Raw genomic sequence first — 26,355 nt, forward strand, 5'->3', positions numbered from 1 at the left:
AGGACATGGTGAGACGATGAGCGGACCCTTCTACGGCAACCAATTCGGCAGCGCGGCGCCGGCCTACGGCGCGGCGTTCGACGAGGGCCTGCGCAAGCACATGCTGCGGGTCTACAACTTCATGATGCTCGGCCTTGGCGTGACGGGGCTGGTGGCGCTGTTCGTGGCGAGCACGCCGGCGCTGTACGTTCCGATCTTCACGACCCCGCTGAAGTGGGTGGTGATGCTGGCGCCGCTGGCCTTCATCATGGTGCTGTCCTTCCGCTTCCACGCGATGTCGGCGGCCGCGCTGCAGGGGCTGTTCTGGGCCTTCTGCGCGGTGATGGGCGTGTCGATGGCGTCGATCTTCCTGGTCTTCACCGGGGCCAGCGTGGCGCGGGTGTTCTTCATCACCGCGGCGATGTTCGCGGCGATGAGCCTGTGGGGCTACACCACCAAGGCCGACCTGTCGAAGATGGGCTCGTTCCTGATGATGGGCCTGATCGGCATCGTCATCGCCAGCCTGGTCAACATCTTCGTCGGCTCCAGCGCGCTGCAGTTCGCCATCTCGGTGATCGGCGTGGTCATCTTCACCGGCCTGACCGCCTACGACACCCAGCGCATCAAGGAGGAGTACGCCGAGGGCCACGGGCACGAGGGCAACACCAAGCTCGCCGTCATGGGCGCCCTCTCGCTCTACCTCAACTTCATCAACCTCTTCCAGATGCTCCTGCAGCTCATGGGCAACCGCGAGGAGTAAGGCGGCGCTTCCATCCGGCGCACCGCCTGCCAGAAAGGGCCGGCCGCTTCCCGCGGCCGGCCCTTTTCCTTTTACGGCTTGCCCGTTGCCGACGCGGCGTCCGGCTTGGGCGGATACTCCACCGACACGATGTGCAGGGAGTTGTTCGGGAAGGAGCAGGCCGCGTCCGGCGCCACCTGGGACGCCGGGTCGAAGGCGTAGGGACGGGGAGAACGGCCCGCCGCCGATCCCGACCCGCCGGCGGCCGCCGCCTGCACGCCCGGCCCGGTCACGCGCGACGTCCAGGGCGCTCCGGTAAAGACGCCCGGCGTCGATTCCTCCGCCCACAGCCACAGCACGCGGGTGCCCACCGGCTGCGGCTGCGTGAAGGAATGCAGCACCCGCTCGCAGGTCTCCCGGTCCATGTTGTGGATCGCCCGTTCGACCACCGTGTTCTCCGTCCGGGGCGTCCATCGCGACAGCAGCAGCGAGCCGAGGGCCACGCTGACCGCCACCCCGCCCAGCGAGCAGGCGACCACCAGCCGGAAACTGCCGTCGTCCTTTCCCACGCCCCACCTCCGCCGTCGATTGTCCATGCCCCCCTCCCCCGACAGGTCCCACATCCCCATCCGCTTCGCAAGGCCGGCCCGGAACGCCGAAAAGGGGGCCACAGACGTGGCCCCCTTTCGGTCGGTCCGCCGGAGCGGAGGTTACGGGCTGGCCGCCGCGGTAACCGGACCCGTGCCCTGCCGGGCGGCGAGTTCGGCGTTTCGGGCGTGGTGCCGGCGCAGCATGGGCCGCAGGACCGCGATGGCGCAGAAGGCCGCGATGAGGTCCATGGTGGCGCAGATGTAGAGCACGGTCGCCCAGGTGCCGGTGGCTTCCATCAGCAGGTTGCCCAGCGGGACCAGCAGGGCCGCGACGCCCTTGGCGCAGTAGAGCACACCGTAGATCTTCGCCGCATGCTTGGTGCCGAAGGTGTCCGCCGAGGTGGCGCTGAACAGGCTGTACACTTCGCCCCAGGCCAGGAACACCATGCCCGACAGGATCAGGAACATGATCGGATCGTGGCCGAAGCGGCTGAGCATCAGGATGCCGATGCCTTCGAAGGTGAAGGCGATGAACATCGTCGCTTCACGGCCGATGTGGTCGGAGATGAAGCCGAACAGCGGACGGGAGATGCCGTTCATCACGCGGTCGAGCATCAGCGCGAAGGGCAGAGCCGCCATGGTGATGCCGAACAGGCTGATCGGGGCTTCCTTCACGCCCAGATCGTGGGCGATCACGCCGAGCTGGGCCACCGCCATCAGACCGCCCGAGACGGTGCAGATGAACATGACCATCATGACCCAGAAGACCGGCGTCTGCAGCGCTTCCTTCAGCGTGTAGTCGCGGCGGGACTGCAGGACCTTGGTCGAGGCCTTCACCTGATCCTTCTGCGGGGCGCGCAGGAAGAAGGCGGCGGCGATGATGATCGCACCCTGCAGCAGGCCGAACCAGAAGAAGGTCGCCTGATAGCCGGAGGAGTGGATCATGTTGGCGATCGGCAGGATGGTCAGGGCCGAGCCGGCGCCGTAGCCGCCCGCGGTCAGACCGACGGCGAGGCCGCGCTTGTCCGGGAACCACTTGATCGCGCTGTTGACGCAGGTGGCGTAGACGCAACCGACGCCGATGCCGCCGATGGCCGAACCGACATAGAGCATGCCGAGCGAGCCGGCGTAGCTGTCGACGATCCAGGAGAGGCCGGTCATCACGCCGCCGAAGGCGACGATGACGCGGGGGCCGTAACGGTCGATGAAGTAGCCTTCGATGGGGGTCAGCCAGGTCTGGACGACGACGAAGACGGTGAAGGCGGTCTGGATCGAGGCGCGGGTCCAGCCATGGGTGGCTTGGATTTCCGGCACGAAGAGCGTCCAGGCGTACTGGATGTTGGCCGCGGCGACCATGCAGACGATGCCGACGACGATCTGCATCCAGCGCGCGCCTTCGGAAATGGGCGCCTGCGAGCCGCCAGGCGGTGCAGCGATGGACTGACTCATTACTCTTCCTCCCCAATGCGGTGATCGAACACTCAACTCAGCCGGGCGGGGCCAATGGTTGTTGTCGCATTGCCTTTTTTTGGGGGCTTGCGTGCCCTTCACGTCTTGGCAGAAGCACCACCGCCACCGTTGGGGGAGGCTTGGTGTTCCGCATTTCGTACTTGGTATACCACACAATCAGCGGAACACAACATCCGTTTCAGGAACCACAGCACAAATAATCCCTGCCGTCGCAACTATCGTTGAAGGTATGCCTCATGCAAAGTCAGCATTGGCGACGCCAGACTTTCGTACTATGACTTCGAAATGACAAAAAAAAGGCCGCGCCAAAGCAGGCGCGGCCTCTGAATGAGTTCGCTTCACTTACGATCACAACAGTGGAGAAGCCGTTACACCAAGAACGGCTGTTCCAATCTTACAGAACTTCAGATCATCAGCAACCTCGTCGTCGATCCAATCTGTATGCCCTGTACGAGTCGGAAATAAACAATCCGGAGAGCCAAATCACACCAAGGCTGTCCGACCTCCTTATCCCCTCTTCACTCAGTTTACGGCTCGGCGCGCCGCTTAATCCCGGCCCCCCTCAAAAAAATGTTCGTTGAGCGAATTATCCGCCGAAAACGCCACTCACGCGGCCATCCCCGGGGGCAGACTGGAGGCGGCTGACCGTCCAAACGTTCCTGGAGCGCCGCAAACGCCATGGCGCGGACTCGATGGACATCACCGAAGAGGGGGGGGACGCGGGCCTGCGTCGATTGCCACAAGGGCCTCGCCCATTGCCGGCCGAACATGGACGGCATCCCGCCGGGCTGGAGCGAGGCGACGAACGATGGGGGCAACGATGCGGACAAAAAAACAGCGACCCGCCGGGCCGCTGGCTGGCCGACGCCACAGCGGGGCCGGCGAACCCGCATTGAGCGGGTGAAGAAATCCCCTCTCCCGGGGAGGGAGAGGGGCGAACCGGTGCCGTTGCTCGGCCTTGCCGCCTTACTCGGCCTTGCCGTTGACGGCGTCCTTGAGGGCCTTGCCGGCGGAGAACTTCGGCGCCTTGGAGGCGGCGATCTTGATCTCCGCACCGGTCTGCGGGTTGCGGCCCGTGCGCTCGCCGCGCTCGGCGATCTCGAACTGGCCGAAGCCCGGCAGCTTGACCGTCTCCCCCTTGACCAGCGCGTCCTGCAGGCTCTCCAGAACCGCGTCCAGCGCCTTGCCGGCGTCGGCCTTCGTGCCGCCCAGCTTGCCGGCGATCGCGTCGATGAGATCGGCCTTCGTCATTCCCAAATTCCCCTTGTTCGTGGCGGAACCCCAGCATGTTCCGGGGCTCCAGGCGCCTCTGACCTACCCTGCCGGGCGGCGGCGCGCAAGATGCTCCGGCCCGGAATCGACCGGGCGCGACGCTGTGACCCGCAAAAAATCGGCGTTTCCGGCCAATCCGGCGGATTTGACTATGCCGAACAGGCGAGCCCTCCCCCGACCGGCGTCCGTTGACCGGGTCAATTGACCAGGGCGGCCTTGACCAGAACGGCGGCGCTTTCCGTGGTGTCGCGCTTGTCCAGCTTCTTGGCGACCTCCTCGATCTCGGCCACCGGCATGACCCGGCGGGCCTGCTTGGCCGCGGTGACGAGGCGGCGCTGCGCGAGACGGACCTGATCGCCCAGTTCGGTCAGCGTCTGGTAAGCCTTGCGGCGGGCCTGGGTATCGATGCTGCCGCTCGTCTCGGTCGCGCGTTCGGTCGCAGCAGCCAGATCCTTGCACGACTGCAGGTACGTGGAGATGGCGTCCGTCAGAAGACGGCGGGCCTCGGTCCGGGGATCGGCGGGGCTGCTGCTCGACGTGGAAAGAGACACTTCACACTGCTCCTTGCTGCTGCGTATGACACACGACTGTAACAGGCCGTGAAAAATGGGCGGACCGGCCGCCATTGTCCAGCGGCCATACGCGTTCTTTGACCGACTGGACAGGAGAAAGCGGATTGAGGGCACCTTTCAGGGCACCTGCTTCTTCTCCAGCTTGCGGGCCAGGGTGCGCCGATGCATCCCCAGGCGGCGGGCGGTTTCGGAAATGTTGAAGCCGGTTTCCGCCAGGGTTTCGTGGATGCGCTCCCATTCCAGCGTCTTCAGCGAGGTCGCCCGCGCCCCCAGCGCGATGGAGGGGTCGCCCTCCGTCCGCTCGAAGGCCGCCTCGATGTCGTCGGTGTTGGACGGCTTGGCGAGGTAATGGCAGGCGCCCAGCTTGATCGCCTCGACCGCCGTGGCGATGCTGGCGAAGCCGGTCAGGACGACGATCCGCGTCTCCGGGTCGTTGGCGTGCAGTTCCCGCACGCACTCCAGGCCGGAGCCGTTGCCCAGCTTCAGGTCCACCACCGCATAGGCGAAGGGCACGGTGTCCAGCAGCGCCCGCAGCCCGTCCAGGCTGTCGCACCAGTAGACCCGGTAGCCCCGGCGCTCGAAGGAGCGGCGCAGGACCTTGGCGAAAGCGGCATCGTCCTCCACCAGGACGAGGGAACGGTCAGTCTCCATGGCTCTCTCCCGCGGACAGGGCGGCAAGCGGCAGGGTCATGGTCACGGAGGCGCCGCCGCCGGGGCGGTTGCGCGCGGCGACCGAGCCGCCCAGCTTGCGCACCACGTTGACCACCAGGAAGAGACCCAGCCCGCCGCCGGGCCGCCCCTTGCTCGACCGGTAGGGCTTGCCGAATTCCGCCAGCATCCGCTCCTCGAAGCCGGGACCGGCGTCGTTGACGGTCAGGACGAGGCTGTCGCCCTGCCGCCCGGCGGCGATGCCGACCCAGCCGGGCGACACCTCCAGCGCGTTGTCCAGGACGTTGAAGATCACCTGCTTCAGAGCGAGGTCGGAGATGATCCCCTCCCGCGAGCGGACGCTGTTGTCGTAATCGACGCAGGCCGGGGAGCGGCTGTCCTTCCACTCCGCCACCAGATCGTCGAGGAAGGCGGTCACGGTGGTGCGCAGCGTCCCCTCCCCCCGCGCCTCGCCGGAGGACAGCAAAATGCCCGACACGATGGCCTTGCAGCGGTCGATCTGGTTCTGCATCTCGGCGATGTCCTCGGCCATGTCGGGATCGCCCTTGACCACCGGCATCCGCCGCCAGTCGTTCACGATCACCGACAGGGTGGCGAGCGGCGTCCCCAGTTCGTGCGCGGCGCCGGAAGCGAGCAGGCCGAGGCGCACGATGTGGTCCTCCTCCATGGAGCGCTGGCGCAGGTCGGCCAGATGGGCGTCGCGGGCGCGCAGGTTGCGGGTGATCTGGGTGATGAAGGGGACGATCAGGCTGGCCGTCAGCACGAAGCACAGGAACATGCCCTGGATGTGCAGCCCCAGCAGAAGCCCCTCCAACCCCGGCGGCAGGGCCAGCGGGCGGTAGGCGCCGATCAGCAGCGTGAAGCAGGCCGTGGCGACCAGCACCAGCGCCCAGGCCGACCACGCCTCCAGCAGCACCGCCCCCAGCGTGATCTGCAGAAGGTAGAGCGAGATGAACGGGTTGGACGCGCCGCCGCTGAGGTAGAGCTGGACCGTGAGCGCCGACACGTCGATCAGCAGTTCCAGGAAGAGCTGGGTGTTCGACACCGAGGTCTGGCGCCGCAGATGAAGGACGCTGGCGATGTTCAGCGCGACCAGGAACAGGATCACCGCGCCCATCTGGTCGAGCGGCAGGGTGATGCCCATCTGGTAGTGCACGATCAGAATCGTCACCACCTGCCCGGCAACGGCGAGCCAGCGCAACTGCACCAGCAGAAACAGGTTCTTCTTGTCGGTGGTGTCGCGCACGGAAAACGTCTGGCCCTTCGCCGGCTTCCTTCGGTCCCCATTCATATGGGCACGATGCCTCGGCTTGGCAGCCTTGCCCCGGACTTCGGGGGGATTTGATAGCACAAAAAAGCCGAGCGAAAGAGTCCGCGAGGAGCCACGTCCCGCCCGACAGAAAAACCATAAAGAAAAAAAGCTTATTTCTTCAACCTCGGCGGCGCCATTCACTGCGCGCGACATAGAGCGCCGCAGCGATCACCATGAGATCCAGGGCAAACCAAGTCAGCGCATACACGAGGTGGTTGTTCGGGAACGTCAGGACGGTCAGCCCGCCGACCGGGTAGCCGCCCGGCGGGCTGGCCTCGGCATCCATGAAATAGGGGGCCGCGTCCGTCACGCCGCGGGCGGCGGCAATGGCCGCCACGTCGCGCGAGTACCAGCGGTTCTGCGCGGGATCGTTGGAGCGCAGGAAACCGCCCCCCGGCTCGGTCACCCGCAGCAGGCCGGTGACCGTGGTGTCCGCGTCGATCAGCCCGTCGGGGCGGCTGTCGGTGCTGCGCCGCTCGGGCGGCACGAAGCCCCGGTTGACCAGGACGGTGAAGCCCCGGTCAGTGTGGAACGGGGCGAGCACCCAGAAGCCGCCGCCCCGCTCGGTCACCGCCTGGACCAGCGTCTCCTTGTCGTTCAGGAAACGTCCGGTGACGCCGACCCGGCGGTATTCCTGGCTGGCCGCCGTGACGGCGGGCCAGTCCTCCGGGCCGGGGGCGGGAACGGGCGCGGCCTGCGCCCGCTCCTCCACCCGCTGGATCAGGTCCAGCTTCCAGAACAACCGCTCGACCTGCCAGACGCCGAGCGACGTGAAGACGGCGACCCCCGCCAGCGCCAGGACGCCGAGAAGGATCAGCCCCCGGCGCGGGCGGTGGGTCGCCGTGCCGTTCACGGCAGCTGACTCGGGTCGTGGATCGGCATCATGTTGGTGTTCAGGTGGTACATCACCCACAGCGAACCGGCCAGCATGATAACCACGACGATGAGCGTGAAGATCAGCGACAGCATGGTCCACCCGCCTTCCGCCCGCCCGTTCATGTGCAGGAAGAAGATCATGTGGACGACGACCTGGACGGCGGCCAGAGCCATGATCGCCATCGCGGTCATGTTCTTATCCAGGATCGTCCCGTCCATGACCAGCCAGAAGGGAATGACCGTCAGGATCACCGACAGGACGAAGCCGATCACGTAGCTGCCGAGCGTCCCGTGGGCGTGCCCGTCGTCCCCGTGGCCGTGGTCGTGATGGCCGGCCCCATGATGGCCGGCCCCATGATGACCGGAATGATGTTCGGCATGAGAACTCATCGCAGCATTCCCATCAGATAGACGAAGGTGAAGACGCCGATCCAGATGACGTCCAGGAAGTGCCAGAACAGGCTGAGGCACATCAGGCGTCGGCGGTTGGCCGGGATCAGGCCGCGCTTGTTGACCTGCACCATCAGCGTCACCAGCCAGACGAGGCCGAAGGTGACGTGCAGGCCGTGGGTGCCGACCAGCGTGAAGAAGGACGACAGGAAGGCGCTGCGCTGCGGGGTCGCCCCGATGTGGATCAGGTGGGCGAACTCGTAGAGTTCGATCGCCAGGAAGGCGGCGCCGAACAGGCCGGTCACCGCCAGCCACAGCTGGGTCTGCGACACCCGCCCCTTCTCCATCGCCAGCATGGCGAAGCCATAGGTGATGGAGGAGAACAGCAGCATGGCGGTGTTCAGCGCCACCAGCGGCAGGTCGAACAGGTCCTTGGGCGCGGGCCCGGCGGCGTAGTTGGCGCCGAGAACGCCGTAGGTCGCGAACAGCACCGCGAAGATGAGGCAGTCGCTCATCAGGTAGATCCAGAAGCCCAGCATGGTGCTGGAGCCTTCGGGGTGCGCGTGCTCGTCCACCACGTGGAACACCGGAGCCTGGCCGCGGGGCCGCTCGGCTGTCAGGGTCGTGCTCATGCTTTACACCTGCCCGGAGAGGAGTCGGGTCCGCTCGTTCTCGGTCCGCACCACCACGTCCGCCGGGATGTGGAAGTCGCGGTGATAGTTGAAGGTGTGGTGGATGGCCGCCGCCAGCAGGGCGACGAAGCTCACCGCCGCCAGCCACCAGATGTACCAGACCAGGGCGAAGCCGAGGACCACGCTGATCCCGGCCAGGATCACGCCGGTGCCGCTGTTGCTGGGCATGTGGATCGCCTTGTAGCCGCCGAGCGGGCGCTTGTAGCCGCGCTTCTTCATGTCCCACCACGCGTCGTTGTCGTGGATCATCGGCGTGAAGGCGAAGTTGTAGTCCGGCGGCGGCGAGGAGGTCGCCCATTCCAGGGTGCGGCCGTCCCACGGGTCGCCCGTGCGGTCGACCAGTTCACGGCGCTTCCAGACGCTGACGGCGATCTGGAGGAGGAAGGCACCGATGCCCGCGGCGATCAGGACGGCGCCCACGGCGGCGATCTGGAACCAGATCTGCAGCGACGGGTCCTCGAACACGCGCAGGCGGCGGGTGACGCCCATCAGGCCGAGCACGTAGAGCGGCATGAAGGCGACCCAGAAGCCGATCACCCAGCACCAGAAGGAGACCTTGCCCCAGAAGGGATCGAGGCGGAAGCCGAAGGCCTTGGGCCACCAGTAGTAGATGCCGGCGAACAGGCCGAACAGCACGCCGCCGATGATGACGTTGTGGAAGTGGGCGATCAGGAACAGGCTGTTGTGCAGGACGAAGTCGGCCGGCGGAACGGCCAGCAGCACGCCCGTCATGCCGCCGACCACGAAGGTCAGCATGAAGGCGACGGTCCACATCATCGGCAGCTCGAACCGGATGCGGCCGCGGTACATGGTGAACAGCCAGTTGAAGATCTTCGCACCCGTCGGGATCGAGATGATCATCGTCGTGATGCCGAAGAACGAGTTCACGCTGGCGCCCGACCCCATGGTGAAGAAGTGGTGCAGCCACACCAGGTAGGACAGGATCGTGATGACCACCGTCGCGTAGACCATGGAGGTGTAGCCGAACAGCTTCTTGCCCGAGAAGGTCGAGGTGACCTCGGAGAAGATGCCGAAGACCGGCAGGATCAGGATGTAGACTTCCGGGTGGCCCCAGATCCAGATCAGGTTCACGTACATCATCGGGCTGCCGCCGAGATCGTTCGTGAAGAAGTTCGTGCCGACGTAGCGGTCCAGAGAGAGCAGGACCAACGTGGCGGTCAGGATCGGGAAGGAGGCGACGATCAGCACGTTGGTGCAGAGCGACGTCCAGGTGAAGACCGGCATCTTCATCATGGTCATGCCGGGGGCGCGCATCTTGACGATCGTGCAGATCAGGTTGATGCCGGACAATGTTGTTCCGACACCGGCGATCTGCAACGCCCAGATGTAGTAGTCGACACCCGTCTCAGGGCTGTAGGCGATGTTGGACAGCGGCGGATAGGCCAGCCAGCCGGTGCGCGCGAACTCGCCGACGAACAGCGAGACCATGATCAGCACAGCACCGCCCACCGTCATCCAGAAGCTGAAGTTGTTCAGGAACGGGAAGGACACGTCGCGGGCGCCGATCTGCAGCGGCACCACGTAGTTCATCAGACCCGTGACGAAGGGCATCGCCACGAAGAAGATCATGATGACGCCGTGGGCGGTGAAGATCTGGTCGTAATGGTGCGCGTTGAGGTAGCCCTCGCTGCCGCCGAAGGCCATGGCCTGCTGGAGGCGCATCATGATGGCGTCGGCGAAGCCGCGCAGCAGCATGATCAGGCCCAGCACCATGTACATGATGCCGATGCGCTTGTGGTCGACGGTGGTGAACCACTCCTTCCAGAGATAGCCCCACAGCCGGAAATAGCTCAGCGCCGCGACGAGCGCGAGGCCGCCCAGCACGACCGCGACGAAAGTCGCGACCACGATGGGCTCGTGATAGGGGAAGGACTCCAGGGTCAAACGCCCGAAGAGCGGGTGGGTGGCGACGGTCGATGTGTCGATCATGGCGGTGGGCCGCTCAAGGATTGGCCGTCAGCCGCGGCCCGAACGCAGAGGCGGGCGCGGAGATCGGCGTGATGGAGGAGCGCGGCAGACCCGCGCCAGAAATCGGTGATGCGTCCGCGGGAGCGTTCAGCACGCCCAGCGACGACTCGACGGCGCGGCCGGTCAGCTCCTCGGTCGAGCAGATGCCCGCCACATAGACCGGAACCGGGCCGAGAACGGCGGTGCCGCGGCGGGACAGCTTGTCGTGCATCAGCGGCATCACGTTGTCGATGCCGGCCAGCCCGAGGCCGCCCTTGGCGTCGATGGCCATCATGTCGTGCATGCACATCTTGCCCGGCTCGACGCACATCCCGACGATGGCCTTGAACAGGCCCGAATCGACGGCGCCGTAGCGGCGCACCGGCTCGTTCTCGCTGGGGCGCTCAAGCTGGAGATAGCCGTCGCGGTCGAGCTTGCCGCCGCCCGCCTTGATGTCCGCCACCCACTTGTCGAAGCCGTCGGCGGCCAGACCGTGGAAGGTGAAGCGCATGTGCGAGAAGCCGGCGCCGCTGTAGTTGGCGGAGAAGCCCTTGTAGCTGCCCGGCTCGTTGATGACGGCGTGCAGCTTCGTCTCCATGCCGGCCATGGCGTAGATCTGCCCGGCCAGCGCGGGGATGTAGAAGGAGTTCATCACCGTCGAGGAGGTGATGTTGAAGCGGATCGGGCGGTCCACCGGGGCGGCCACCTCGTTCACCGTGGCGATGCCGTATTCCGGGTAGATGAACAGCCACTTCCAGTCGAGCGCCACGACGTTGACGTCGAGCATCTTCGTATCGGCGGGGACCGGGCGGCCGGCGGCGATGCGGTCCAGCGGGCGGTAGGGGTCGAGCAGGTGGGTCGCCATCCAGGTGATGGCCCCCAGGCAGATGATGATGAGCAGCGGGGCCGCCCAGATCACCAGCTCGAGCTGCGTCGAATGGTCCCAATCCGGGTCGTACTGGGCCGTGTTATTCGACTGGCGGTAGCGCCACGCGAACAGCACCGTCAGCACCATCACCGGAATGATGATGAGAAGCATCAGGAGAGTGGAGATGGTGATGAGGTTGGCCTGTTGGCTCGCCACGTCGCCGGACGGGCTCATCACCACAAGGTTGCAGCCACTCAATACCGCCATCAGCGGCAGGAGGGCCAAGGCGCGGAAACGGGTCAAGGCAGGACCTGTCAGCAGGGGTTCGCTTTGGATTTGGGCGAAGAGCTAACCCCCACGGGCCGGGTAGGACATTGGACAATTTGTCCAATGCGCCGCGATTCCGCGCAGCCATTGACGCACATCAAGGCAATGCGTACATGGACGTGGCAGAATGCCGTTGCGGTGCCTATTTAATTCCCTCTGACGCAATTGCCAGACGGTGGGGGGACCATGGGATCATCGACCACGGCGACCGAACGGGATGCAAGACTGGTCAATGCCCGCGACCACCGGGTAAATCCCGGTGAAATCGCGATTGGCGTCATCATCGGACGGACGTCCGAATTCTTCGATTTTTTCGTTTATGCCATCGCTTCGGTGATCGTCTTCCCGAAGCTGGTCTTTCCCTATCTTGACCCGCTGACCGGAACGCTGTGGTCCTTCGCGATCTTCGCGCTGGCCTTCGTCGCCCGCCCGGTGGGCAGCATGCTGTTCATGGCCATCGACCGCGCCCATGGGCGCGGCGCCAAGCTGACCCTCTCCCTGTTCCTGCTGGGAACCTCGACGGTCGCCATCGCCTTCCTGCCGAGCTATGAGCAGATCGGCGCGGCGGCGATCTGGCTGCTGGCGGCCGCCCGCATCGGCCAGGGTCTGGCGCTGGGCGGCGCCTGGGACGGCCTCGCCTCGCTGCTGGCGCTGAACGCGCCGGAGAACCGCCGCGGCTGGTACGCGATGATTCCGCAGCTCGGCGCGCCCATCGGGTTGATCGTGGCCAGCGCCCTCTTCGCCTATTTCGCCGGCACCCTGTCGGCGGAGGATTTCTTCAGCTGGGGCTGGCGCTATCCGTTCTTCGTGGCCTTCGCCATCAACGTGGTGGCGCTGTTCGCCCGGCTGCGCATCGTGGTCACGCCGGAATACACTCACCTGTTCGAAAGCCGCGAGCTTCAGCCGGTCCCGGTGACCGAGATGCTGCGCAACGAGGGCATGCGCGTCGTTCTGGGCGCCTTCGCCCCGCTGGCCAGCTTCGCCCTGTTCCACATGGTCACCGTCTTCCCGCTGTCCTGGATCTTCCTCTACACGCAGGACACGCCGGCGGACTTCCTGATAATCGAAGTGGTCGGGGCCGTCTTCGGGCTGGGGGCCATCATCGCCTCCGGCTGGATCGCCGACCGCATCGGCCGCCGCACCCTGCTGGGAAGCTGCGCCGCCGCCATCGCGGTGTTCAGCGGCGTGGCGCCCCTGCTGCTGAACGGCGGGCCGCTGGGCGAGCTGGTCTTCATGATCGTCGGCTTCGTGATCCTGGGCCTGTCCTTCGGCCAGTCGTCGGGCGTGGTCGCGTCGGGCTTCACCCAGCGCTACCGCTACACCGGCGCGGCGATCACCTCGGACCTCGCCTGGCTGTTCGGGGCGGGCTTCGCGCCGCTGGTCGCGCTGGTGCTGTCCGCCAACTACGGCCTGTTCTCGGCCGGCGCCTACCTCCTGTCGGGCGCGGTCTGCACGTTGCTGGCCCTGTGGCTCAACAAAACGCTGGCCAAGTGACCTGAACGAGCGTCGGGAACCGGACCGGCTTCATCCTTGCGGGATGCGGCGGTCCGGTTCCATTTTTTCGTGCAAAAGGCGAAGAACCACAACCGCCGGCGGCTCGCCGGCCTGCTGGTCCATGGCGTAATAGAGCGTGTGGGCCGCAGCACCGCGCCGGCCGGCGGCATGGTCCAGGTGGAAGGCGCGCAGGCCCGGCACAATGCGCCCACGGTCCCAGGAACCGCCCCTGGCAGGGTCTGCGGCAACCATCTCGACCGCCCTGGCGATCAAGGCCTTGTAAATATCCCTCTGTTGCGCGCCGAACCGTTCCCTGGTTTCCCGCAAGACCATTCCAAAGTCCCGCTTCGCCGCATCGGTGACGCGGTAGGCGACCACGGGTCAATCCTCAATGTCGTTCAGGATGTCGGCAATGGGCCGGTCGTCCAGACGGCCGGCCTTCCAATCGTCAACGCCCACCAGAATGGCGCGCCGGAGCATCTCCTGCTTCTCAAGCTCGACGGCCTTTTCGCGATGGAGCAGGCGAAGCGCCTCGCGCACGACTTCGCTCTGAGACGCGTAGCCGCCGCTTGCCACCTCCTTCTCGACGAATGTGGCCAGCGCTTCGGGCAGGCTGATGTTCATGGTCGGCATGGACCACCTCCTTCTTCCGAAGGACATTTCGGGACGATTGGCAATCTTTGTCAAGCCAGCTGGACGCTTCAAGCGGTTCTGCAGGCGAACCTCCGGCGCAGCCTCCGAAATTGCCCACTCGAACGCGCTTCGCTACCCGGCGGCGGTACACCGGAATCCCGCGCGGCGACTACCCCCGACTTTAATCGTCGTTAAGAGATCGGCGTGCATCCTGCCCTCACACACAGATCGGCAGGTCATCATGTCCCAGTACAATCCCGCTGTCGGCACCACCGAGACCGTTTCCTTCCCGCTCCCCCTCGCCGCCCCGGCCAAGAAGCTGCGCGGCCTGCCGCTGGTCGCCCTGTGGGGCGGGCTGATCGCCGCACCCTGGGTCATCCTTTATCAGGCCGCCAAGCTGGTGTTCTGAGACTGGCGTTTCGAGGCCGGCGGTCTCAGGCCGACAGTTCGGCCATGATCTCCGGCACCTGGGCCAGCAGCTCGCGGGCCAGGAAGCCCAGCGGGCCGCGGCGGGCCAGACGGTTGCCGGCCTCGCCATGCAGATGGACACCCCAGATCGCCGCCTGGGCCGGGTCGGCGCCCCGCGCCGCCAGCCCTGCGATGACTCCGGCCAGCGTGTCCCCCGAGCCCGAGGTGGCAAGCCCGACATTGCCGCCGTCATAGGACCACAGCCGCCCGTCCGGTGTGGCGATGTGGGTGCAGGCCCCCTTCAGCACGACGATCACCTTGTGACGGTCGGCAACGCGGCGGGCGGCGGCGGGCGGATCGGCCTCCACCTCATCCCGGCTGACTCCCGACAGCCCGGCCATCTCGCCGGCGTGCGGTGTGATGATCGTCCTCCCGTTGCGACGGCACAGCGCCGCGTTCGCATCGTCCAGACCCATCAGCGCCTCCGCGTCGATGACCAGAACCGGGCCGCCCTCCCCGTCCAGCCCGGCGATCAGCGAGCCGGTCAGGTCCGCGACCGCCCGTTTGTCCATCATGCCGGGACCGATCAGCACCGCGGTGCAGCGGGCCGCCCGCTCGCACAGCGTGTCCACGCAGTCGGCGGCGATCCCGCCCTCCCCCGTTTCGTGCAGGCCGAGCACCAGCGCCTCCGGCACGGAGAGCCCGAGATGCGGGGCCACGCTGCGGCAGGTCGCCATCTGAAGCTTGCCCGCCCCGGCGCGCAGCGCCGCGGTGCCGGCCAGCAGCAGGGCCCCCGGCACCTCCACACTGCCGCCGATGACCAGCACGCGGCCCCGCCCGTCCTTGTCGGCGCCGTCGCCGGGGTGGGGCAGCGGCATGGACCGCAGCAGGTCGCGGGTGACCGGGACCGAGTCGTTCATCGGAGAATCGTTCATCGGACGGCGCTCATCGGAAAACACTCATTGGACAGCCGCATTGGCGTCGGGTTCGGCGGTCAGCGGTGCCCCGGCCACCTCCAGCGGGGCGACGAAGTTGTAACGGCGAAGCTGCATCCGCCCGCTGTGCCCCTGGTCGGGGTCGAAAGCGTATTCGGTGACCCCGCAATTCGCCACGTCGCCCTCGCGGTCGATGGCGAGGATCTGCTCTTCCGTCATGCCCTCCAGCAAATAGCGCAGGCACAGCACGACGACCTGATGGCTGACCACCAGAACCCGCTGCCCGCCATGGTGCAGGCTGATGGTGTCGAGCGCGCTGCGCAGCCGCAGAATCACGTCGCACCAGCTCTCCCCGGCCGGCGGACGGAAGTAGAACTTGCCGAGGATGCGGCGGAACTCCGCCTGCTCTGGATGCTCCTGCGCGATGCCGAGCGCGGTCAGCCGGTCGAGGATGCCGAACTCCTTCTCGCGCAGCCGCTCGTCCACCACGAACTCCGTGGGTTCGACCGGCAGGCCGCCCCCGGCGTGGATGATCTCCGCCGTCCTCCGGGCCCGCAGATAGGGGGAGGTCAGCACCACGTCGGGCCGCTCGCCGGGCGGCAGCGCGGCGAACCAGCGCGCCAGCGCCTCGGACTGCTGCTCTCCCTGGCGGCTGAGCGGCACATCGACGTCGCGCTCGGCGATGTCGATCCGCCCCACCCCGGCGGCGTAGGCGGCATCGCGCGCGACGTTGCCGGCGCTTTCCCCGTGACGGACGATCCACAATCTCTGCGGCCAGCGCTGCTGCATGGTGAACGACCCCTTCCCGCCTCAACCAAGGCTTTCAACGGGAAAAAGGCCGTTCCGTCACGCAGCGGCGCCTGTTTCCGCGATCAGGCCGTCCGGCGATCGAAGATGCGTTCGGCGGTGGACTTGCCGGGGCGCCAGGGCACGATGCTGATGGGAGCCGCCGGGTCGAGGCTGCCGTTCGCCCGCAGGCAGTCGATGGCGGCCAGCGGCTCGTCCCCATGGGGCAGGCCGGGCTGTTCGAGCAGATACCGGCGCTGATTGTCGGTCACCGCCCAGCCCGGCGGACGGCCAAGCGGGCTGGTGGCGACCACGCCGATCGGCTCGGAGACGAGCCACGCCTCGTCCGTGACGCTCCAGCCGACGAGGCGGCGTTCGCCGGAGCCCATACCGCCACCGCCCATACCGGCACCGATATCGAGCCAGGCCCACTGGCGCAGGCGGGTGGTGCGGTCACCATCGATGCAGACGAACATGATCCCATCCTCTCCCGTCAAGAACCGGTCAGGCGGGTATTGTTCTTCTTTTGTTCCTATCGCGCAAGCGGATTCCGCACCCGGTCAGTCCGGATTCCCGTGGGGGATATCCCTGTAAAAGATGTGGGTGCCGCGGCCCGCCTGCTTGGCCCGGTACATCGCGCCGTCCGCGGCCACCAGCAGACTGCGGGCGTCCGATCCGTCGGCCGGTGACAGGGCGATGCCGACGCTGGCGCCGATCACGGCGGTCTCGCCTCGCACCGGAATGGGCCGCGCCACCGCTTCCACGATCTTGGCGGCCACCCCTCCAGCGTCCGCGGCGGAGGCCACATCCTCCAGGACGATGGTGAACTCGTCGCCGCCGACGCGGGCCACCGTGTCGCTGCGGCGCAGACAACCGGCGATTCGCGCCGCGGCGATGCGCAGCACCTCGTCCCCGCAGTCGTGGCCCATCCGGTCGTTGACCGCCTTGAACCCGTCGAGGTCGATGAACAGCAGGGCGAGCAGACGCCCGGAGCGCCGCGAGCGGGCCAGCGCCACGTCCAGCCGGTCGAAGAGAAGGCGGCGGTTGGGCAGGCCGGTCAGGGCGTCGTGGTTGGCGAGGTGGTCCTTCTCCGCCTCGCTCCGCCGCAGATCCTCCTCGGCGGCCTTGCGCAGGGTGATGTCGCGCCCGACGCCGACCAGCCCGAGAAGCTCGTTGCCGGCGTCGCGAATCGGCGCCTTCAGGATCTCGACCCAGATTTGCCCACCGTCGGGCAGCGGGATGCGCTCCTCGTTGCTCCGCGGCTGGTCCTCGGCATAGACCAGGGCGTCGCCCGCGCGGATGCCCTCGGCCATTCCGGGTGGCCATATCTCGTGGCTGTCCAGCCCGATCAGCTGCTCCAGGGGGCGCCCGGTCCAGGAGGCGAAGGCCCGGTTGGCCTTGCGCAGCACGCCGTCGCGGTCCTTGAAGAAGACGGCGTCGGGGATGGTGTCGATGATCCCCTGCAACAGGGCGTGCTGCCGCAGGAGTTGCTTTTCCGTCTGCCGCCGCTCGGTGATGTCGCGGGCGATGCCGACGACGCCCAGCATCTTGCCGCTGCGGTCGAGGCAGACGGCCTTGGCGGTCTCCATCAGCACGCAGCGCCCGTCCGGGTGGACGAACCACTCCTCGCTGCGCGAGAAGCCCTTCTGCATGGCGATCTGGTCGGTCCGCCGCCGCCGCACCGCCGTTTCCGCGTCGAACAGCCGGTGGTCGGTCAGCCCCAGCGGCGGGCGCCCCGCATAGTCGAGCATCGCCCGGTTGACCTTGAGGTAGGTGCCGCTCACGTCCTTGAAGAAGACGATGTCCGGCATCGAGTCGATCAGGCTTTGCAGCATGGCGCGCTCACGGTCGAGCGCCTCGGTGTCGGTCCGGCCATGGTCCGGATCGGCCGGGGGAGCGGCGAGCTGCGCCTCGTGCAGGATGCCCAGGCGCCCGTCCGGCAGCGCCATGCCGCTGCGCCGCACCCAGGCGGTGACCGGGCGCCCCTTGGGGTAGAAGGTCCAGCGGCCCGCCACCGGTTCCCCTTCGGCCTGCGGCGCCCCCTCGGGCTGGCTGCCGAAGTCGCGGGCCTGGAAATCGGCGAGCGACGCGGCGTTCCACAGCTCCAGGGCGGCGCGGTTGCCCCAGAGCATCCGGCCGCCGTCCTGCAACCAGACCGGCGCCCACAGCCCGTCGAGCAAGGGAAGATCGGCAACGGTCATTGAAGCCGTCGTTGGAGCCGTCATCGGGCGGCCCGCCGACGCGCACGCCTCCCCGCCGGGGGCGCCCACCCCGGACTGGTTCTGATCCGCCTGATGACCCATGGTGGTCGCCGCCGCCTCGGCACGAAGAAAGCACCGGACGGCTTTCTAGCATAATTCGAGGCAATCTTCTCCTGCTACCGCAAGAGGCCGCGCTCTTTCACCAGCCCCTCCACTTTCCATACTCCTGCACGAAGTCGCGGACGATTGCTTCCCGTCCGGCGAGCGCCGGCAACAATTGTTTGTGCAGGCCGCCTCGCAGGATCACCTCGACGCGCATCTGCCACCGCTCGTCCGCCTCCTTGAGATCGGGCAAGGCGAAGGTCAACGGATGATAGGCCCGCGCGCGGATGTCGTAGCTGAACTCCTCCTCCCCGTCGCGCAGCACGGCCAGACCGGCGTTGAAGGGGCCGACCTCGATGACCGCCCGGCGGCCGAGCCGCTCCAGCTCCGCCGCGATGTCGCGGAAGGCCGGTTCGACCGTGTCGGCGATGAAGCGGGCGACCTCGCGCCGCGCGCTGGCGGCGCCGGGCGGGGCCGTCGCCGCGATGGCCGCCTTGCGCCCGATCACCGCGGCCAGCTGCTGGCGCCAGTCGCCGTCGCCCACCGGCTGCACCGGGGCGCCGCCCTCCGACGCGGTGGGCACCCGCGCCACCCGCCGGTCCGGCCCCGCCCGGCGCTCCGCCCGCAGGCTGGTCACCAGCCCGACGCACATCAGCACCATGACCACCGCGAAGGGCAGCGCCGTCGTCACCGCCGCCGTCTGAAGCGCCTGCAACCCGCCGACCAGAAGCAGCACCGCCGCCGCCACGCCGCACAGCACCGCCCAGAAGATGCGCGTGGCGATCGGCGGGTCCTGGTTGCCGCCGGACCCGATGATGTCGATCACCAGGGCGCCGGAGTCGGCCGAGGTGACGAAGAAGGTGATGACCATCAGCGTCGCGAGCGCCGAGGTGATCACGCTGAGCGGCAGGCGGTCGAGCATGACGAACAGGGCCGTCGGCACGCTCTCCTGCACCGCCGCCGCCATGCCGCCGCCTTCGAACATGTCGATGTGGATCGCCGTCTCGCCGAACACGGTGAACCAGACGAAGGTCAGGGCCACCGGGGCGAACAGCACGCCGCCGATGAACTCGCGGATGGTGCGGCCGCGCGACACCCGCGCGATGAACATGCCGACGAAGGGCGCCCAGGAGATCCACCAGCCCCAGTAGAACATCGTCCAGCTCGCCTGCCACTCCGCTCCGGTGTAGGGCAGCGTGCGGAAGCTGGTGTAGGGCAGCGTCCACAGATAGCGCCCGATGCTCTCCACCAGCGTGGACAGCAGGAACACCGACGGGCCGAGCAGGAAGACGAACAGCAGGAGCAGCAACCCCGCCAGCATGTTCAACTCGCTGAGCCGGCGGATGCCCTTGCCGACGCCGCTGACGGCCGAGACGGTGGCGACCGCGGTGATGACGGCGATCAGCACCATCTGCTGCACCGTCCCGACGCTGAGCAGCCCGAGATAATCGAGCCCGGCGTTGATCTGCATGACCCCCAGCCCCAGCGAGGTGGCGATGCCGAACAGCGTGCCGACGATCGCCACGATGTCGACCACATGGCCGGGCCAGCCGCGCAACCGGTCGCCCAGCAAGGGATAGAGAGCCGACCGGATGGTCAGGGGCAGGTCGTGCCGGTAGGCGAAGTAGCCCAGCGACAGGCCGACCGTGATGTAGATGCCCCAGGCGTGCAGTCCCCAATGCAGGAAGGCCAGATTCATCGCCTCGCGCGCCGCGTCGGGGGTTCCCGCCTCGCCGACCCGCGGGTTGGCGAAATGCAGCACCGGCTCCGCCACGCCGTAGAAGAGCAGGCCGATGCCCATGCCGGCGCTGAACAGCATGGCGAACCAGCTCAGATAGCTGAATTCCGGCTCGTCGTCGTCCTTACCGAGCTTGATCGACCCGTAGGGGCTGAAGAACAACCAAAAGGCGAACAAGAGGAACCCTGCGACGGACAGAATGTAGAACCAGCCGAAGTTGCCGACGATGGCGGACTGAAGAGCGGAAATCCGCTCCCCGAAAGGTTCGGTGAAGACGCTGGCGAGAAGGACGAACAGGAGAATCAGCCCCCCTGCGGTGAAGGAGACGGCTTTGTTGATCCCATGCATGGTTTTTCTCCGGGTCCGGGCAGCGCACCCGAATCCGAGGCGCGGCGTCTTGGCCCAGACAACGGATCAACCCGGCCGGAGTTTCCAAAAAAATGCCGCGCTCATGCTTCCGGCCCGAGGCGCGGCGTCCGGCTAGTCCGGGCGCGCGCCGCCTTTGCGTTCCGACCGGCGGCGGCGCCGCAGGACCAGCGCGTACCAAGCCAGCAGGACCGTCGTGAACAGCGACAGGGTGAAGGACACGCCATCCGGCCGCAGGTCGTAGCCCGTGGTGGCGCCGAACAGCGTCACCGAACTGTCCCAGAGATAGGCAAGCAGCAGGATCAGCGTGTTGGTCCCCGACAGGCCGGTGGCGAGATAAAGCACAAGATGCATCCGTTGCCTCCCGAAGAGCCCTGTCCGGCCATGCGCTTTTTCGTTGCGCGGTGTTGTTCTTGTCCGAAGCCCCGTCATCCTAGGCGCCCGGAGCGATCCTGTCAGCCATGGCCCACACCGAAAGCCCCCCGACCTGGACCCAGCGGCTCCTGCGCTACGGCACGGGGGTGCTGATCCTGGCCCTGCTGGCCGGGGCGCTGGTCATCCTGAACCGCTGGCTGGAGCAGTACAGCGTCGCCGACATCCGGCAGGCGCTGAACCGCATCACGGGCGCGCAGCTTCTCGCCGCCTCGGCGGCGGCGGCGGTCAGCTACTGGCTGCTGACGCTCTACGACCTGCTGGCCCTGCGCCACCTGCGGCGGCCCCTGCCCTACCGCTGGGTGGCCTTCACCGCCTTCACCAGCTACGCCTTCAGCCACAGCCTGGGCTTCGCCAGCATCATCGGGGCGACCGTCCGCTACCGCCTCTACGCGCCGCACGGGCTGGGCGGGGTGGAGGTGGCGCAGGTGACGCTGTTCGTCGTCACCACCTTCATGCTCGGGCTGGCGACGGTGATGCCGGTGGTCATGCTGATCGACCCCACGGCGCTGAAGGCGCTGCACGTCCCGCCGGGAAGCGCCGTTCTGCTGGGACTGGCGGCGCTGGCGGTCCTGGTGGCCTACGCGGTGGGCGGGTTCTGGCTGCGCCGGCCGCTGCGGCTGTTCGGGCACGCCATCGCCTTCCCCCGCCCGTCCATCGCGGTTCGGCAGCTTCTGCTCGGGCTGTGCGACCTGTCGCTGGCGGCGCTGGTCCTCTATCTCTGCCTGCCGCCGAGCGACGCGGTGAGCTACGCCGATGTCCTGGTCGCCTTCGGGCTGGCGCTGGTCGCCGGCATCATCAGCCACGTGCCGGGGGGATTGGGCGTGTTCGACGCCATCGTCCTGGTCAGCCTGACCCCGGCGATGCCCGGCAACGACGTGATGGCGGGGCTTCTGGTCTTCCGGCTGATCTACTATCTGGCGCCGCTGGTGATCGCCGGGCTGATGTTCGGCGGGGTGGAGGCCTTCCAGGCCCGGCGCCGCATCGGCGGCCTGTCGCGGGGCATCTCCGCCGCCGTCAGCCCGGCGGTGCCGCTGGTGCTGGCCGCCTGCATCTTCATCACCGGGGCCTTCCTGCTGTTCTCGCGCGCCACACCGGAGGAGACGCTGCCCGCCCCCTTCGACGCCACGGCGCTGCCGCTGGTGGAGATGTCCCACTTCACCGGCAGCGTCGCCGGGGTGCTGCTGATCCTGCTCGCCCACGCGGTGCAGCGGCGGCTGCACGCCGCCTGGGTGCTGTCGCTGGTGCTGCTGGCGACCGGCTGCGCCTCGGCCCTGCTGAAGGGCGGCGACTGGCCGGAGGCCATCGTGCCGGGGCTGATCTTCCTGGCCCTGCTGCCCGCCCGCAAGGAGTTCCACCGCCGCGGCAACATCCTGCGCAACCCCCTGACGCCGAGCTGGTTCATCGCGACCGGCGTGGCGCTGGCCAGCGCCTTCTGGCTCGGCCTGTTCTCCTACAAGCACATCGCCTTCAGCGACGAGCTGTGGTGGCACTTCACCCTGCACGGCGACGCCTCCCGCTTCCTGCGGGCGTCGGTGGCGGTCGGGGTGATCGCGCTCGGCGCCGCGCTGGTCCATCTGGTGTCGGCGGCCAGCCGCGACCCGCAGGAACGGGAACGGGAGGAGAAGCCGCCCGGCCCGCTCAGCGCCGCCAGAAGGACGGACTGAGCACGACCAGGACGGTGAAGAACTCCAGCCGCCCCAGCAGCATGCCGGCGGCCAGCGCCCATTTCGCCCCGTCCGGCAGCGTGGCGAAATTCCCGGACGGTCCGATGGTCGGGCCGAGACCGGGGCCGACGTTGCTGACCGCCGTCGCCGCCCCCGACAGGGCGGACACCACGTCCACCCCGAGGAAGGCCAGGACGAAGGCCAGCACGAACACCGACATCAGATAGACGAAGCCGAAACCCATCACCGAGATCATCACGTCGGCGCTCACCGGCTTACCGTTGTAGTTCAGCGGAATCACCAGATTGGGGCTGTAGAGGCGGCGCTGCAGCGCGCGCAGCACGATGAACAGGATCTCGAACCGGAAGATTTTCAGCCCGCCCGAGGTCGATCCGGTGCAGCCGCCGACAAAGGTCAGGATGAAGAAGACCACCGACGCCAACGGCCCCCACCGTTCATAATCGATGGAGGCGTAACCGGTGGTGGTGACCACCGAGACGACGTTGAAGGTGGTCACGCGGATGGCGTCGTCCCACGGCATGTCCCGCGTCAGCGTCAGCCAGACCGACAGGCCGAAGGACACCGCGGCGAGGAAGCCGAGGTACCAACGGATCTGCGTGTCCGCCCAGAAGCTGGCCGCCCGCCCCTGGGCGAGGCTGATGAAGCGGACGAAGGGCATGCCGCCCAGCACCATGAAGATCACCAGCACCCATTCGATGGCCGGGCTGTTCCAGCTGGCGATGGACGCGTCGCGGGTGGAGAAGCCGCCGGTGGACACGGCGGTCATCGCGTGGTTGACGGCGTCGAACCAGGACATCCCGGCATAGGCGAGCATCGCCGTGCAGACCGCGGTCAGGCACAGGTAGATCCAGCCCACCGCGATGGCGAGGTCGCTGGCCCGCGGCGTCACCTTGTCCGACCGGTCGGAGGACTCCGAGCGGAAGAGCTGCATGCCGCCGACCTGGAGGAAGGGCAGGATGGCGATGGCCATGCCGATGATGCCGATGCCGCCCAGCCATTGCAGCAGGGACCGCCACAGCAGCAGCCCCGGCGCCAGCCCATCCAACCCGGAGATCACCGTGGCCCCGGTGGCGGTCAGCGACGACATCGCCTCGAAATAGGCATCGGCCGCCGTCAGGTCGATCTGCGACACCATGAAGGGCACGGCGGCGAAGGCGCAGATGACCACCCAGGACAGGGCGGTCAGCAGAAAAGCCTGGCGGACGTTCAGCGCGACCCGGTCCATGCGGTTGGCCAGCATGAACTGGACGCCGAAGAACAGCGTCAGGGCGCAGGCGATGGCGAAGACCATCCAGTCCGGGTTGCCGGCCGCCAGATCGACGGACATCGGCAGCAGCATCGCAACGGCCAGGACGCTGAGAAGCGCGCCGATGATGAAGAAGACGGGGCGGGTGTCGAAACCAGTCATGCACGGGCCATAGCCAATCGGAATTGCGGCCTAAATTGTCATGATTGCGCCGGCTCGGCATTGCCGAAGCGCGAAGCGCGGCGATTTTTCCTTCGGATTGCCCCAAAAGGTCGGTTCAAGCCAGGCGCGGGCCGTCAGTTCACCCAGTGAGTGCGGCAATACTCCGAAAGATGTCTGGAATCGGGCCGGATGCGCCCCCGCAAAGAGGGGCGCGGGGCTGGACGGCGGGGGACATCCTGTGCACACTCCACCCCGACGTACGGCTCAAATCGTCGAGCCTTCCTGGATCACCGGGACCCGCAGGAAACTGGAACAGACAATGGACTGGCGGCGTGCTTTCGGACGATGCCCTGATCTTTCTTCAGCATTCGATCAAGACGGTGTGGACGCTGGAGATCCTGCTGATTTTACGGCGTGATCTGGGTCAGGCATGGAATTCGGACGAACTCATTCGCGAATCGCGCAGCAGCACGCTCATCCTCCAGGAAGTCTTGAAGAATCTTCAGCAGGCTGGGTTGATCGATACGGATGGGGAGCATCGCATCCGCTACCGGAGCGCGACCCCGGCGCTGGAGCGCCTCGTGGCGGAAATCGCCTCCGCGCAGGCCCGGCGCCCGGCGGCGGTCACGACGGCGCTGCTCTCCGTGGCGTCGGACAAGGTCCAGAACTTCGCCGGCGCGTTCCGCGTCGGAAAAAGGACATGAGGGGCCGATCATAAATTCACCCACGGAACAGCGTCGAATTTTGCTAAACTATCGTTCGAAGTAACCGCATTGGGCGCGTTGCCCCTCGCCCGTCCGAACGAAGGGCCGGGACGGCCGCCACTGCCTCGCGCTTTCGACCGATTGGCTTCGATGTCCTGTGGAGTTTCCATCATGCCGTTTCACCGACCGGCCTTGGGGCTGTCCCTTGCCGCCCTCGCCCTGGCCGGAATCCTGACGGGCGCGGCCCAGGCCGCAACCACCGATCGCAAACCCGCTCCCACCGCCCAGACCGCTCCGGCCCCTGCGCCCGCCGGCGCGGCCGAGCCGGCGGAGGCGGCCCCCGCCGCAAAGGTCACGGGTTTCCGCTCCGCCCGCTTCGGCATGACCGGCGACGAGGTCACGAAGGCCATCACCAAGGATTTCAAGATCGAGGGCAAGGACATCCGCCGGGAGACCAACGCGACGGAGCGGACCACCAGCCTGATCGTGAAGGTCGACGACCTGCAGACCGGCGCCGGCCCGGCCGTCGTCGCCTACATCCTCGGCCATTCGACGCAGAAGCTGTTTCAGGTGAACATCCTGTGGGGCGGCGCGGTGAATCCGAAGGTCGATCCCAACGCCCTGGTCGGCGCGGCCAACGCGCTGCGCAACTATTTCGTGGGTCAGGGGTACCGGCAGGAGGGCATGCTGCTCAACGCGCCGGTCGGCGACGGGTCGCAGGTCGTGGTCTTCCGCGGCACCGACGGCCAGGGCCGCATGAGCCTGCTGACCCTCGCGGTCCCGCCGAAGCCTTCGGACGACACCCCCGCCCTGCCGCCGTCGCTCCAGCTCTCCTACATCGAGAAGCCCAACGAACCGGACGTCTTCAAGATCGAAAAGGGCTTCTGATCGCCGTTCCTCGCCGGTCCGCAACGAAAAAGGGCGGCGCCATCGTGGCGCCGCCCTTTCCGTTTCCGGCAGACCGGACCGGATCAGCCGCGCAGGGCGAGGCGGTCGACCAGCCCCGACCAGCTGCTGACCGAAATCAGGTGGGCGTAGACCAGCCCCAGCCAGCCGCGGTCACGCCACTCCACCAGCGTCTCGACGGGAAGCTGGTTGAAGGCCGCCTCGTCGATCACGTTGAAGCCGGCAAGGCTCAGCCGCTCGCCGTTGTTCAGGGTGATGTCGGCGCGCTTCTCCGACATCAGGCCGGCGGCGGTCACCGCCTCGACGAACTGGGTGGTGAAGGCGTTCTGGGCCTGGACTTCCTTGACGAACTCCAGGGCGTTGTTGGTCAGGTCGGAAGGCTGCCCGTCGACGAAGAACGGGTTGTCCCGGCCCGGAACGACGGAGTCCGCAGCCTCGTCGATGCACAGGGTGAGCTGGGACTTGTCCTCGCTCTCCAGGAAGATGAACGGATAGCGGCGGACGTAGGCGGGGATATAGGCCCCCTCCTCCCAAGCGCCGTTCGCGTCGACGAACAGGTTCTCGCCCGAGCGCAGGCCGAGAAGCGCCACCGGCTGGGCTGTCGGGCCTTCCGAGAACAGGATCGGGAACTGCTTGCAGGCCGCGGGAAACTCCGCCGCCATCAGCGGCACCGAGTTGGTGGCGGCCGCGAAGGCGAAGTTCGGCTCGGTCCGCAGCGACAGATCGGCGTCACGGGCGGCCACCAGCGGGCGGGGGCTCTTGTAGAACAGGGGCAGGGTCGGGTTGGTCATTGTTCGCTATCCAAAGGGTAAAGGTCTGCCGGGGACGGC

General features: G+C 67.3%; 27 protein-coding genes. 6 read left to right on the forward strand and 21 right to left on the reverse strand.

Going from position 1 to position 26,355, the window contains the following annotated elements; translation table 11 throughout:
• Window positions 1–16 precede the first annotated feature (16 nt).
• Complete coding sequence (locus DXK32_RS02210; protein WP_040136137.1) at window positions 17–739, forward strand: Bax inhibitor-1/YccA family protein; 723 nt, start codon at window positions 17–19, stop codon at window positions 737–739.
• 71 nt (window positions 740–810) lie between these two features.
• Here the strand turns inward: DXK32_RS02210 and DXK32_RS02215 are convergent, their stop codons facing one another.
• The 11 genes from DXK32_RS02215 to cyoA form a co-directional block, all read right to left on the reverse strand.
• Window positions 811–1,287 (reverse strand): hypothetical protein, encoded by a 477-nt coding sequence (locus DXK32_RS02215; RefSeq protein ID WP_114857021.1) that lies wholly within the window; start codon window positions 1,285–1,287, stop codon window positions 811–813.
• 141 nt (window positions 1,288–1,428) lie between these two features.
• Window positions 1,429–2,757, reverse strand: coding sequence for an oxalate/formate MFS antiporter (oxlT, locus tag DXK32_RS02220; RefSeq protein WP_114857022.1), 1,329 nt, complete (start codon window positions 2,755–2,757; stop codon window positions 1,429–1,431).
• A gap of 987 nt (window positions 2,758–3,744) precedes the next feature.
• The gene (locus DXK32_RS02230) at window positions 3,745–4,029 is read right to left on the reverse strand and encodes an HU family DNA-binding protein (RefSeq protein WP_014241890.1); all 285 of its coding nucleotides are present in this window, start codon (window positions 4,027–4,029) and stop codon (window positions 3,745–3,747) included.
• A gap of 218 nt (window positions 4,030–4,247) precedes the next feature.
• Window positions 4,248–4,601 (reverse strand): hypothetical protein, encoded by a 354-nt coding sequence (locus DXK32_RS02235; protein ID WP_094307207.1) that lies wholly within the window; start codon window positions 4,599–4,601, stop codon window positions 4,248–4,250.
• A gap of 138 nt (window positions 4,602–4,739) precedes the next feature.
• Complete coding sequence (locus DXK32_RS02240) at window positions 4,740–5,273, reverse strand: response regulator transcription factor (RefSeq protein WP_114857023.1); 534 nt, start codon at window positions 5,271–5,273, stop codon at window positions 4,740–4,742.
• Window positions 5,263–6,537 carry an ATP-binding protein gene (locus tag DXK32_RS02245; RefSeq protein ID WP_114857024.1) on the reverse strand — a complete coding sequence of 425 codons (1,275 nt, stop codon included), beginning with the start codon at window positions 6,535–6,537 and terminating at the stop codon, window positions 5,263–5,265. The genes DXK32_RS02240 and DXK32_RS02245 overlap by 11 nt, the downstream gene beginning before the upstream one ends.
• A gap of 184 nt (window positions 6,538–6,721) precedes the next feature.
• On the reverse strand, window positions 6,722–7,456 hold the full coding sequence (locus tag DXK32_RS02250; protein ID WP_205215620.1) for an SURF1 family protein: 735 nt from the start codon (window positions 7,454–7,456) through the stop codon (window positions 6,722–6,724).
• Entirely contained in the window at window positions 7,453–7,869 is a 417-nt protein-coding gene (cyoD, locus tag DXK32_RS02255; protein WP_114857025.1) for a cytochrome o ubiquinol oxidase subunit IV, read from the reverse strand. Before cyoD ends, DXK32_RS02250 begins: the two co-directional genes overlap by 4 nt.
• Window positions 7,866–8,501 carry a cytochrome o ubiquinol oxidase subunit III gene (gene cyoC, locus DXK32_RS02260; protein WP_114857026.1) on the reverse strand — a complete coding sequence of 212 codons (636 nt, stop codon included), beginning with the start codon at window positions 8,499–8,501 and terminating at the stop codon, window positions 7,866–7,868. The genes cyoD and cyoC overlap by 4 nt, the downstream gene beginning before the upstream one ends.
• 3 nt (window positions 8,502–8,504) lie before the next feature.
• The gene (gene cyoB / locus DXK32_RS02265) at window positions 8,505–10,511 is read right to left on the reverse strand and encodes a cytochrome o ubiquinol oxidase subunit I (protein WP_114857027.1); all 2,007 of its coding nucleotides are present in this window, start codon (window positions 10,509–10,511) and stop codon (window positions 8,505–8,507) included.
• A gap of 13 nt (window positions 10,512–10,524) precedes the next feature.
• Complete coding sequence (gene cyoA, locus DXK32_RS02270) at window positions 10,525–11,700, reverse strand: ubiquinol oxidase subunit II (protein ID WP_114857028.1); 1,176 nt, start codon at window positions 11,698–11,700, stop codon at window positions 10,525–10,527.
• Between the two features lie 210 nt (window positions 11,701–11,910).
• Here cyoA and DXK32_RS02275 point away from each other — a divergent pair, with 210 nt between their 5' ends.
• Window positions 11,911–13,218 carry an MFS transporter gene (locus DXK32_RS02275; RefSeq protein WP_114857029.1) on the forward strand — a complete coding sequence of 436 codons (1,308 nt, stop codon included), beginning with the start codon at window positions 11,911–11,913 and terminating at the stop codon, window positions 13,216–13,218.
• Window positions 13,219–13,248: 30 nt separating this feature from the next.
• On the opposite strand, the gene DXK32_RS02280 is transcribed toward DXK32_RS02275, so the two are convergent.
• Both DXK32_RS02280 and DXK32_RS02285 read right to left on the reverse strand, forming a co-directional pair.
• Window positions 13,249–13,596: a type II toxin-antitoxin system RelE/ParE family toxin gene (locus DXK32_RS02280; RefSeq protein ID WP_114857030.1), complete on the reverse strand. Its 348-nt coding sequence runs from the start codon at window positions 13,594–13,596 to the stop codon at window positions 13,249–13,251.
• 3 nt (window positions 13,597–13,599) lie between these two features.
• Window positions 13,600–13,851: a type II toxin-antitoxin system ParD family antitoxin gene (locus DXK32_RS02285; protein WP_114857031.1), complete on the reverse strand. Its 252-nt coding sequence runs from the start codon at window positions 13,849–13,851 to the stop codon at window positions 13,600–13,602.
• Between the two features lie 241 nt (window positions 13,852–14,092).
• Between DXK32_RS02285 and DXK32_RS32535 the strand changes: the two genes are divergently transcribed.
• Window positions 14,093–14,260, forward strand: a complete 168-nt coding sequence (locus DXK32_RS32535) for a hypothetical protein (RefSeq protein ID WP_205215621.1) — start codon at window positions 14,093–14,095, stop codon at window positions 14,258–14,260.
• A 25-nt stretch (window positions 14,261–14,285) separates the two neighbouring features.
• On the opposite strand, the gene DXK32_RS02290 is transcribed toward DXK32_RS32535, so the two are convergent.
• The 6 genes from DXK32_RS02290 to DXK32_RS02315 form a co-directional block, all read right to left on the reverse strand.
• Window positions 14,286–15,194 (reverse strand): NAD(P)H-hydrate dehydratase, encoded by a 909-nt coding sequence (locus tag DXK32_RS02290; protein WP_205215622.1) that lies wholly within the window; start codon window positions 15,192–15,194, stop codon window positions 14,286–14,288.
• Between the two features lie 24 nt (window positions 15,195–15,218).
• Window positions 15,219–15,983: a histidine phosphatase family protein gene (locus DXK32_RS02295; protein ID WP_114857032.1), complete on the reverse strand. Its 765-nt coding sequence runs from the start codon at window positions 15,981–15,983 to the stop codon at window positions 15,219–15,221.
• Window positions 15,984–16,066: 83 nt separating this feature from the next.
• Window positions 16,067–16,456, reverse strand: coding sequence for a hypothetical protein (locus tag DXK32_RS02300; RefSeq protein ID WP_114857033.1), 390 nt, complete (start codon window positions 16,454–16,456; stop codon window positions 16,067–16,069).
• 84 nt (window positions 16,457–16,540) lie between these two features.
• Window positions 16,541–18,181: a sensor domain-containing diguanylate cyclase gene (locus DXK32_RS02305; RefSeq protein ID WP_247876933.1), complete on the reverse strand. Its 1,641-nt coding sequence runs from the start codon at window positions 18,179–18,181 to the stop codon at window positions 16,541–16,543.
• A 199-nt stretch (window positions 18,182–18,380) separates the two neighbouring features.
• Window positions 18,381–20,369, reverse strand: a complete 1,989-nt coding sequence (locus DXK32_RS02310) for a BCCT family transporter (RefSeq protein ID WP_114857035.1) — start codon at window positions 20,367–20,369, stop codon at window positions 18,381–18,383.
• Window positions 20,370–20,501: 132 nt separating this feature from the next.
• A complete protein-coding gene (locus DXK32_RS02315) occupies window positions 20,502–20,741 on the reverse strand; it encodes a hypothetical protein (RefSeq protein WP_114857036.1) in 240 nt (79 codons plus the stop codon).
• Window positions 20,742–20,848: 107 nt separating this feature from the next.
• Between DXK32_RS02315 and DXK32_RS02320 the strand changes: the two genes are divergently transcribed.
• Window positions 20,849–22,486 (forward strand): lysylphosphatidylglycerol synthase domain-containing protein, encoded by a 1,638-nt coding sequence (locus tag DXK32_RS02320; protein WP_114857037.1) that lies wholly within the window; start codon window positions 20,849–20,851, stop codon window positions 22,484–22,486.
• Here the strand turns inward: DXK32_RS02320 and DXK32_RS02325 are convergent.
• Window positions 22,461–23,915 (reverse strand): TrkH family potassium uptake protein, encoded by a 1,455-nt coding sequence (locus DXK32_RS02325; protein WP_114857038.1) that lies wholly within the window; start codon window positions 23,913–23,915, stop codon window positions 22,461–22,463. The two genes, DXK32_RS02320 and DXK32_RS02325, sit on opposite strands and share 26 nt — an antisense overlap.
• A 332-nt stretch (window positions 23,916–24,247) precedes the next feature.
• Here DXK32_RS02325 and DXK32_RS02330 point away from each other — a divergent pair, with 332 nt between their 5' ends.
• Both DXK32_RS02330 and DXK32_RS02335 read left to right on the forward strand, forming a co-directional pair.
• Window positions 24,248–24,619: a hypothetical protein gene (locus DXK32_RS02330; protein WP_114857039.1), complete on the forward strand. Its 372-nt coding sequence runs from the start codon at window positions 24,248–24,250 to the stop codon at window positions 24,617–24,619.
• Window positions 24,620–24,790: 171 nt separating this feature from the next.
• The gene (locus DXK32_RS02335) at window positions 24,791–25,507 is read left to right on the forward strand and encodes a hypothetical protein (RefSeq protein WP_114857040.1); all 717 of its coding nucleotides are present in this window, start codon (window positions 24,791–24,793) and stop codon (window positions 25,505–25,507) included.
• Between the two features lie 83 nt (window positions 25,508–25,590).
• Here the strand turns inward: DXK32_RS02335 and DXK32_RS02340 are convergent, their stop codons facing one another.
• Complete coding sequence (locus DXK32_RS02340; protein ID WP_114857041.1) at window positions 25,591–26,316, reverse strand: SapC family protein; 726 nt, start codon at window positions 26,314–26,316, stop codon at window positions 25,591–25,593.
• Between the last annotated feature and the right edge of the window lie 39 nt (window positions 26,317–26,355).

The organism is Azospirillum brasilense, from assembly GCF_003349955.1.
Classification (GTDB): Bacteria; Pseudomonadota; Alphaproteobacteria; order Azospirillales; family Azospirillaceae; genus Azospirillum; species Azospirillum brasilense_B.